Source organism: Streptomyces sp. NPDC006450, assembly GCF_040612195.1.
In the GTDB taxonomy this organism is placed as follows: domain Bacteria; phylum Actinomycetota; class Actinomycetes; order Streptomycetales; family Streptomycetaceae; genus Streptomyces.
In genome coordinates this window covers 110138-118738 of sequence record NZ_JBEXPT010000008.1, presented here as the reverse complement: position 1 = coordinate 118738, position 8601 = coordinate 110138, and the positions used below count along the sequence as shown (strand labels likewise).

Annotated in this window: 10 protein-coding genes and 1 pseudogene; 7 read left to right on the top strand and 4 right to left on the bottom strand. The window is 73.6% G+C overall.

What is annotated here, in order from left to right:
• Positions 1–321: 321 nt before the first annotated feature.
• Entirely contained in the window at positions 322–1017 is a 696-nt protein-coding gene (locus tag ABZY57_RS05810; protein ID WP_356508493.1) for a copper homeostasis protein CutC, read from the bottom strand.
• Between the two features lie 110 nt (positions 1018–1127).
• On the opposite strand from ABZY57_RS05810, the gene ABZY57_RS05805 reads away from it, so the two are divergent.
• Positions 1128–1838, top strand: coding sequence for a hypothetical protein (locus ABZY57_RS05805; protein ID WP_356508491.1), 711 nt, complete (start codon positions 1128–1130; stop codon positions 1836–1838).
• A 54-nt stretch (positions 1839–1892) separates the two neighbouring features.
• Positions 1893–3119, top strand: a complete 1227-nt coding sequence (locus ABZY57_RS05800; protein ID WP_356508512.1) for a Cmx/CmrA family chloramphenicol efflux MFS transporter — start codon at positions 1893–1895, stop codon at positions 3117–3119.
• A 43-nt stretch (positions 3120–3162) separates the two neighbouring features.
• On the opposite strand, the pseudogene ABZY57_RS05795 reads toward ABZY57_RS05800, so the two are convergent.
• From ABZY57_RS05795 to ABZY57_RS05785, 3 genes and pseudogenes are all read right to left on the bottom strand, one after another.
• Positions 3163–3276: pseudogene (locus tag ABZY57_RS05795) on the bottom strand (SMI1/KNR4 family protein); the annotation flags it as partial.
• A gap of 49 nt (positions 3277–3325) precedes the next feature.
• The gene (locus tag ABZY57_RS05790; RefSeq protein WP_356508489.1) at positions 3326–3595 is read right to left on the bottom strand and encodes a DUF4031 domain-containing protein; all 270 of its coding nucleotides are present in this window, start codon (positions 3593–3595) and stop codon (positions 3326–3328) included.
• A 7-nt stretch (positions 3596–3602) separates the two neighbouring features.
• A complete protein-coding gene (locus ABZY57_RS05785) occupies positions 3603–4010 on the bottom strand; it encodes a hypothetical protein (RefSeq protein ID WP_356508487.1) in 408 nt (135 codons plus the stop codon).
• Positions 4011–4124: 114 nt separating this feature from the next.
• On the opposite strand from ABZY57_RS05785, the gene ABZY57_RS05780 reads away from it, so the two are divergent.
• The 5 genes from ABZY57_RS05780 (at position 4125) to ABZY57_RS05760 (ending at position 8571) form a co-directional block, all read left to right on the top strand.
• Complete coding sequence (locus ABZY57_RS05780; RefSeq protein WP_356508510.1) at positions 4125–5072, top strand: MurR/RpiR family transcriptional regulator; 948 nt, start codon at positions 4125–4127, stop codon at positions 5070–5072.
• A 27-nt stretch (positions 5073–5099) separates the two neighbouring features.
• Positions 5100–6047: an N-acetylmuramic acid 6-phosphate etherase gene (gene murQ, locus ABZY57_RS05775; protein ID WP_356508485.1), complete on the top strand. Its 948-nt coding sequence runs from the start codon at positions 5100–5102 to the stop codon at positions 6045–6047.
• 26 nt (positions 6048–6073) lie between these two features.
• The gene (locus ABZY57_RS05770; protein WP_356508483.1) at positions 6074–7663 is read left to right on the top strand and encodes a PTS transporter subunit EIIC; all 1590 of its coding nucleotides are present in this window, start codon (positions 6074–6076) and stop codon (positions 7661–7663) included.
• A gap of 64 nt (positions 7664–7727) precedes the next feature.
• Positions 7728–7955, top strand: coding sequence for a hypothetical protein (locus ABZY57_RS05765; RefSeq protein ID WP_356508481.1), 228 nt, complete (start codon positions 7728–7730; stop codon positions 7953–7955).
• A gap of 4 nt (positions 7956–7959) precedes the next feature.
• Positions 7960–8571 carry a GNAT family N-acetyltransferase gene (locus ABZY57_RS05760; RefSeq protein ID WP_356508479.1) on the top strand — a complete coding sequence of 204 codons (612 nt, stop codon included), beginning with the start codon at positions 7960–7962 and terminating at the stop codon, positions 8569–8571.
• Positions 8572–8601 lie beyond the last annotated feature (30 nt).

Below are 8601 nucleotides of genomic sequence, written 5' to 3'. Positions count from 1 at the left end.
TGGGGAGAGGACGGGCCCCCGGGCCCCCTGGGGCTCCGCCCCAGACCCCGGTCCTCAAACGCCGGACGGCTGAAAGCACCTGAAGCGCCGGACGGCTGAAAGCACCTGAGACGGCGAACGGCCGAGAAGCCCCCCGACGGAGCCGGACATGGCCCCGGCCGGGGACGGGGGCGGGGTGGGGTGTCGGCCTGGACGTAAAGCGTGATTTGTGGCGCGAGAGCACCCCCACAACTGTCGAAGGCCGACACAGGGCGCCTAAATCATGCAGTCCAGGCCGACACCCCACCCCGACCCCGGCACCGGCCCACCCGCAGCCCAGGCCTAGCCCAGCGCCGCCCGCCACGCCGTGACCGCCGAAGGCGACACCGGCCGGTCCCAGCCGTCCGGGCGGGCCGCGCCGCCGATGTGGAAGGCGTCGATGCCCGCTGCGCGGAGCACCGGGAGGTGGGAGAGGGCCAGGCCGCCGCCCACCAGGATGCGCGGCTCGTAGCCGGGGGCACCCGCCTTCGCGGCCTCCGCCAGCAGCACCGGCAGGCCCTCGTCGACCCCGCCGGCCGCGCCCGCGGTCAGGTAGGTGTCGAGCCCGGGCAGGTCCGCGACCGCCTTGCGGAGCTGGTCACGGTCCGCGGCCCGGTCGATCGCGCGGTGGAACGTCCACCCGCAGCCGCCGAGCTCCGCGACGACCGCCTCGACGGCGGTGAGGTCGGGGCTGCCGTCGGGGTTCAGGAAGCCCAGGACGAATTCCTCGGCCCCCTCGGCGCGCAGCGCCCGCGCCCCTTCCACCAGGCGGTCCACGTCCTGCGCGGAGCCCGCCGAGAAGCCGTCCGCCTTCCGGAGCATCACGCGCAGCCGGATGTCGACCGCCGCCCGGATCGCCGCGAAGGTCTCGCGCGACGGGGTGAGCCCGTCGGCGGCCATGTCGGTGACCAGTTCGAGTCGGTCCGCCCCACCGGCCTGGGCCGCGACCGCGTCCTCCACGTCGAGGGCGATCACCTCCAGGAGCGCACGGTTGCTCATGTAATCCCATCCTTCGTCCCGCATTGGAAAATAGGTCTAGTCCAATATCCAGGGTACGGGCCTCCACCCGCCCTTCACCAGCACAATCACGCCACCACCACAATGTGCGCATGACATCCGCCATGACGTCCGACACGCACCGCGAGCAGAACCTCCGCGCCCGCTGGCACGCCACCACCGTCGCCGCCGGAGCCACCCCCGGCCTGGACCCGTCCCCCTACGCCGACCGCCTCCTCAGCGCCTGGGCCGAGCCGCAGCGCAGGTACCACACCACCGCGCACCTGGCCGACGTACTCGCACGCATCGACGTACTCGCCGGGGCGCCACAGGGGGAGGGGGAGGGAGACCGGGCGGACCTCGCCGCCGTCGAGCTCGCCGCCTGGTTCCACGACGCCGTCTACCGGCCCGACCGCTCCGAGAACGAGGAGCGCAGCGCCGCCCTCGCCGAGCGCGCCCTGCCCGAGCTCGGCATCGACGACGCCCGCACCGCCGAGGTGGCCCGCCTCGTCCGCCTCACGATCACCCACGACCCCGCGCCCGGCGACGCCAACGGCGAGCTGCTCTGCGACGCCGACCTGGGCGTCCTGGCGGGCACGGCGCAGGAGTACGCCGCCTACGCGGCAGCCGTCCGCGCCGAGTACGGCTTCGTCCCCGACGAGGCCTTCCGCGCGGGCCGGGCCGCCGTGCTGCGCCAGCTGCTGGAGCTGCCCCGCCTCTTCCGCACCGCCTACGGGGCTGCGCACTGGGAGGCCCCGGCCCGCGCGAACCTGGCCGCCGAGCTCGCGGACCTCGGGGGCCCTGCGCATAGCCCGGGAATGTGATCCCGTTCGTCGCGGTTGAGGTAGTTCATGCCCGCAGCAGCCGAACGCACCCGCATGCCCGTCGCCGTCTACATCCTCGGCCTCTCCGTCTTCGCACTCGGTACCAGCGAGTTCATGCTCTCCGGGCTCCTGCCCCCCATCGCCGAGGACATGGGCGTCACCATCCCCCAGGCGGGCCTGCTCATATCCGCCTTCGCGATCGGCATGGTCGTCGGAGCGCCCCTGCTCGCCGTCGCCACGCTGCGGCTGCCCCGGCGCACCACGCTGCTCTCGCTGATCAGCCTCTTCGGCCTCGGACAGGTCGCGGGCGCGCTGGCCCCCTCGTACGAGCTGCTCTTCGCCTCCCGCATCGTCTCCGCGCTCGCCTGCGCCGGCTTCTGGGCGGTCGGCGCCGCCGTGGCCATCGCCATGGTCGAGCAGCACCAGCGGGCCCGCGCGATGGCCGTCATGATCGGCGGGCTGTCCATCGCCAACGTCCTCGGCGTCCCGGCCGGCGCGTTCCTCGGTGAGCAGCTGGGCTGGCGTTCCGCGTTCTGGGCGGTCGGCGCGGCCTCTGCCATAGCGCTCCTCGGCATCCTCGCGCTGATCCCGAAGATCCCGCTGCCCGCCGAGAAGCCGACGCTCGCGCGCGAGCTGCGCATCTACCGCGACCGCCAGGTGTGGCTGTCGATCGGCGTCACGGCGCTCGCCGCGGGCGGCGTCTTCTGCGCCTTCAGCTACCTGTCGCCGCTGCTCACGGACGTGGCCGGGCTCGATTCGCGGTGGGTCCCCTGGATCCTCGGCCTCTTCGGGATCGGCGCGCTGGTGGGCACCACGGTGGGCGGGCGGATCGCCGACGCGCACCTCTTCGGGGTCATGCTGTGGGGCATCACCGCCTCCACCGCCTTCCTGGCGGCGCTGGCCCTGCTGGCCTCCACGGCGGCGGCCGCGATCGCCCTCTCGTTCCTGATCGGCTTCTCGGCGTTCTTCACCGCCCCGGCGCTCAACGCCCGCATGTTCAACGTCGCGGGCGCCGCCCCGACCCTGGCCGGCGCGACCACCACGGCCGCCTTCAACCTCGGCAACACCGGCGGCCCCTGGCTCGGCGGCACCGTCATCGACGCCGGGTACGGCTACTCCGCCACCGCCTGGGCGGGCGGCGCGATGACCGTCACCGCCATCGCCCTGGGCCTCGTGGCGCTGCGCCTGGACCGCCGTACGAAGGTCCCCACCCGCGTGGTGGCCGGCTCGGCGGCAGCCCGGCCGGCCACGGAACCCGCCGTCGCGGATCAGCCGATCTAGCCGCTCCAGCGGATCCAGCCGTCCACTCCGCGTACAGGGCCGCCTCCCGGGGCCCGAAGCCGTCCGCGAGCACCCACAGGAATCCGGACAGGTCACCGGCGACCAGGCCGACCTCGCCCTCCGACCCCATGAACACCACGGGCTGGCGGTCGAGGGGCACCGCAGGCCCACCGGGGACCGCACGCCCGCCGGGACCGGGCCGCCGGCTACGCCGCCGGACGGCCCTTGGGCCGGCGCAGGCCGGCCGCCGTCAGTCTCCGGACCAGTTCCTTGCTGCCGATCTCCACCGCGCCCGCGGCCACCGCGTCCGCGTAGCGCTGCTCGGGGACGTCGTAGTGGTCTCGCTCGAAGGCCTTCGGCGGGCAGCCGATCGATGCCGCGAAGGCATGTAGTTCCTCGAACGAGGTGTCGCTGACCAGGTGCGACCACATGCGGCCGTGACCCGGCCAGTCGGGCGGGTCGATGTACACCGTCACCGGCGGCTCATTCGCCGTACCCGAAGGCGGAGCCGGGGCCGCCGAGGACCGGTCCCAGGCCGCCCACCGGCGCCACCCGCACGCCGGCCTCCGAGCACACCCACATCGGGTCCGGTCCGAGCTCGGGCTCCACGTCCAGCGCGTGCGGCTCGCCGTGGCCGCAGACCGGGCACAGCGGCCAGCGCCCGTACTTCTCCAGCAGCGCGTCCTTCACGTCCTGGGCGACGAGTCCGGCGAGGTAGTCGACACCCTCGGGCCACTCCTCCACCCACCACCGGCGGTGGGTGACCGCGTCCTCGACGAGGGAGACGACATCGGCATCGGCGACCTCGCCCGCGACGAGATCGGCGAGTACCAGGGCGCGTGCGGCGTGCAGCGCCTGTTCAAGGGGGGCTGGGGGGGTCGCGTGGTCCATGGAGTCATTGTGGACCCGGACGGGCCAGGTGGCGAAGGTCCTCTTTCACCGGTGACTCATGGCGTCTTGACGCCCCCACCCCTCTGAAAATAAGTTTCAAGGGTGAGCAAGAAGATGAAGGAAACCTTCAGCGCAGGCGTGGACCCGGCCGTCCCCGTCCCCGCCCCCGCCGCGCTGCGGGCCCGCGTCCGCAGCCTCGGCCCCTCGATGACCCGCTCCATGCAGGCCGTCGCCGAGGCCGTCGCCGAGGACCCCGCGGCCTGCGCCGCGCTCACCGTCAGCGACCTCGCCGCCCGCACCGGCACCAGCGAGGCCACCGTCGTCCGCACCGCCCGCCTCCTCGGCTACCCCGGCTACCGCGACCTGCGCCTCGCGCTCGCCGCGCTCGCCGCCCAGCAGGAGACCGGCGCGGCCCCCGCCGTCACCGTGGACATAGCCGTCGACGACTCCCTCGCCGACGTGGTCGCCAAGCTGGCCCAGGAGGAGGCGCAGACCCTCACCGACACCGCCGCCGGACTCGACGTCGCCACCCTCGGCTCCGCCGTCGCCGCCCTCGCGGGCGCCCGCCGCATCGAGATCTACGGCGTCGGCGCCTCCGGCCTCGTCGCCCAGGACCTCGCGCAGAAGCTGTCGCGCATCGGCCTGATCGCCCACGCACCCGGCGACCCCCACCTGGCCGTCACCACCGCCGTGCTGCTGCGGCCCGGCGACGTGGCCGTCGCCATCACGCACTCCGGCGGCACCGGCGACGTCATCGACCCCCTGCGGACCGCCTTCGAACACGGCGCCACCACCCTCGCGCTGACGGCCCGCGCGGGCTCCCCCGTCGTCCACTACGCCGACCTCGTGCTGGCCACCTCCGCCGCCCGCGAGACCCAGCTGCGCCCGGCGGCCATGTCGAGCCGGACCAGCCAGCTCCTCGTCGTGGACTGCCTGTTCGTGGGCGTCGCCCAGCAGACCTACGAGACGGCGGCGCCCGCGCTCGCAGCCTCGTACGAGGCACTCGCGCCCCGCCACCACACCTCCGTACCCACCGCCAAGCGGGGCAGCACCACCCGCTAGCAGCCCGTAGCCCAGGAGCCGAAGCCCATGACCGCGTACGCCGAACTCCGCGCCCAGCTCGCCACCTTGACCACCGAGGCCTTCCGCCCCGAACTGGCCGGGATCGACCGGCTGCCCACCCTGGAGATCGCCCGCCTGATGAACGCCGAGGACGCCACCGTCCCGGCCGCCGTCGCCGGCGAACTGGAGACGATCGCCGCCGCCATCGACGGGATCGCCGAGCGGATGGCCCGCGGCGGACGCCTGATCTACGCGGGCGCCGGCACCGCCGGCCGGATGGGCGTACTGGACGCCAGCGAGTGCCCGCCCACCTTCAACACCGACCCCTCCGAGGTCGTCGGCCTGATCGCGGGCGGCCCCTCCGCCATGGTCAAGGCCGTCGAGGGCGCCGAGGACTCCAAGGAGCTGGCCGCCGAGGACCTGACCGCGCTGGCCCTGACCGCGCAGGACACCGTCATCGGGATCTCCGCCTCCGGGCGCACCCCGTACGCGATCGGCGCCGTCGAGTTCGCCCACGCCCGCGGGGCGCTCACCGTCGGCCTGTCCTGCAACGCCGGCTCCGCACTGGCCGCCGCCGCCGACCACGGCATCGAGGTGGTCGTCGGCCCCGAACTCCTCACCGGATCGACCCGGTTGAAGGCCGGCACCGCGCAGAAGCTCGTCCTCAACCTCATCTCGACCCTCACGATGATCCGGCTCGGCAAGACGTACGGAAACCTGATGGTCGACATGCGCTCCTCCAACGAGAAGCTGCGCGCCCGCGCCCGCCGCATCGTCTCGCTGGCCACCGGCGCCCCCGACGCCGAGATCGAGGCCGCGCTCACCGCCGCCGGCGGCGAGGTCAAGCAGGCCATCCTCGTCATCCTCGGCGGAGTCGACGGCCCCACGGCCGCCGAACTCCTCACCGCCTCCCGGGGCCACCTCCGGGCCGCCCTCACCCAGACCCCGCGTCAGTCCGCGCCCACTCCCCGCTGACCCCCAGCAGCAAGGCGAACACCACCATGCCCACTGACAAGAACCGCGCCACAGCCGCCGCGATCCTTCCCCTGGTCGGCGGTCCTGACAACGTCCTGTCCATCGCTCACTGCATGACCCGGCTGCGCATCACCCTGCGCGACCGCTCCCTGGTCCAGGACGAGGCCCTCAGGGCCCTCCCCGCCGTGATGGGCGTCGTCGAGGACGACACGTACCAGATCGTGCTGGGACCGGGCACCGTCGCCCGCGTCACGCCCGAGTTCGAGGCCCTGGTCGAGGAAGGCCGCGCGGCCGCGCCCGCGGCTCCCCGGACGGCCGACACGCACACGGCCGACACGCACACGGCCGACACGCACACGGCGGACACCCACACGGCGAGCACCCGCGCGGCGGACAGCCGCACCGTGACCGCCGAGGAACTCGCCGCCCAGGGCGCGGCCATCAAGAACGCCCGGAAGGCGAAGAACTCCACCCCCTTCAAGCTGTTCCTGCGGCGCATCGCGAACATCTTCGTCCCGCTGATCCCGGCCCTGATCGGCTGCGGCATCATCGCCGGGCTGAACGGATTCCTGACCAACATGGGCTGGGTGCCGGCCGTGGTCCCCGCACTCGCCGCGATCGCGAGCGGCTTCATGTCCCTGATCGCGGTCTTCGTCGGCTACAACACGGCCAAGGAGTTCGGCGGCACGCCCGTCCTCGGCGGCGCGGTCGCCGCGATCATCGTCTTCCCGGGCGTCGCGAAGATCGACGCCTTCGGCCAGCAGCTCTCCCCCGGCCAGGGCGGAGTGCTCGGCGCACTGGCGGCCGCGCTGCTCGCCGTCCAGGTGGAGAAGTGGTGCCGCAAGTGGGTCCCCGAGGCCCTCGACGTCCTGGTCACCCCCACCCTCACGGTGCTGATCTCCGGCCTCGTCACCCTCTTCGGCCTGATGTTCGTCGCCGGTGAGGTCTCCAGCGCCATCGGCACCTTCGCCACCTGGCTGCTCGCCACCGGCGGCGCCTTCGCCGGCCTGGTCCTCGGCGGACTCTTCCTCCCGCTGGTCATGCTGGGCCTGCACCAGGCCCTGATCCCCATCCACACCACCCTGATCGAGCAGACCGGCTACACCGTCCTGCTCCCCATCCTCGCCATGGCGGGCGCGGGCCAGGTCGGCGCGGCCATCGCCGTCTACTACAAGCTCCCGCGCAACCGCTCGATCCGCGCCACCATCAAGTCCGCCCTCCCGGCCGGCTTCCTCGGCGTGGGCGAACCGCTGATCTACGGCGTCTCCCTGCCCCTGGGCCGCCCCTTCATCACCGCATGCATCGGCGGCGCCGCGGGCGGAGCCTTCGTAGGCCTCTTCAACCAGCTCGGCACCGCCTTCGGCTCCACCGCCATCGGCCCCTCGGGCTGGGCGCTGTTCCCGCTGCTGGACGGCAAGTCGGGCATGGGGACGACCATCGCGATCTACGCGGGCGGCCTGGCCGTCGGCTACCTCGTGGGCTTCGCCGCCACCTACTTCTTCGGCTTCACCCGGCAGATGCTGGCCGATTTCAACACCGGCCCGGACACGGAGCCGGCGCAGGCCGCCAAGCCGAAGCCCGAGCCCGAATCCGAGAAGGAACCGGCGCTGGCCTGACCGGCCGACCGGCCGACCGGCTGACCGGCTGACCGGCGATGACACCGGCGGGGAGACTGTGGACATGCAGCTTCCCGCCGAAGCCGTCACCGCCACCGCACTGGTCGAGGTCCAGTTCTGCTTCAACTGCCACGAGGCCCGCCTCCACGGCCCGTCCGTCACGCGCGGCCCGGACCAGCAGTTCTTCGACCCCGAGTCCCCCCAGGGCCGCGAACTCCTCGCCCGCTTCCGCGCCGCGGACCCGTGCACCCGGGCACGGGCACCCCTGCGTTCCGCCATGGGGCGATCATGATCCGATGACCAACGTGCCGACCGAACACCCGATCGCCCCCATACCGCCCGTGGTTCCGCCGGGCCGGATGGCCGCGCTCGACCAGCCCTCGTACGCCCTCCCCTGCGGGCTGCACCTGCGCCCCTGGGAGCCCTACGACGCCCCCGCGCTCGTGGCCGCGTACGCCGATCCGGACATCCGCCACTGGAACCGCCCCGACCCCCTCACCGAGGCGCGGGCCGTCACCCGCATCGCCCGCTGGCGCGAACGCTGGCACGCGGAACGCTCGGCGGTCTGGGCCCTCGCCCCCGGCGCCGCCGACGGCGGCCCCGCGGTCGGCCTGATCGGCCTCGCCGACCTCGATCTGCCGGGTGGCAGCGGCGAGTTCATGTACTGGCTGCTCCCGGCCGGCCGCGGCGCCGGAGCCACCGCCGAAGGCCTGTCCGTCCTGACCCGCTGGGCGTTCGGGGAACTCGGCCTGCACCGCGTGCGCATCACCCACTCCGTGGCCAACCCGGCCTCCTGCCACGTCGCCCTGAAGGCCGGCTACCCCCTGGAGGGCACCATGCGCGGCGCCCTCCTCCACGCGGACGGCTGGCACGACGAACACCTCCACGCCCGCCTGAGCACGGACTGAGGGCAGGCCGTCACCCCATCGAGCGACCTG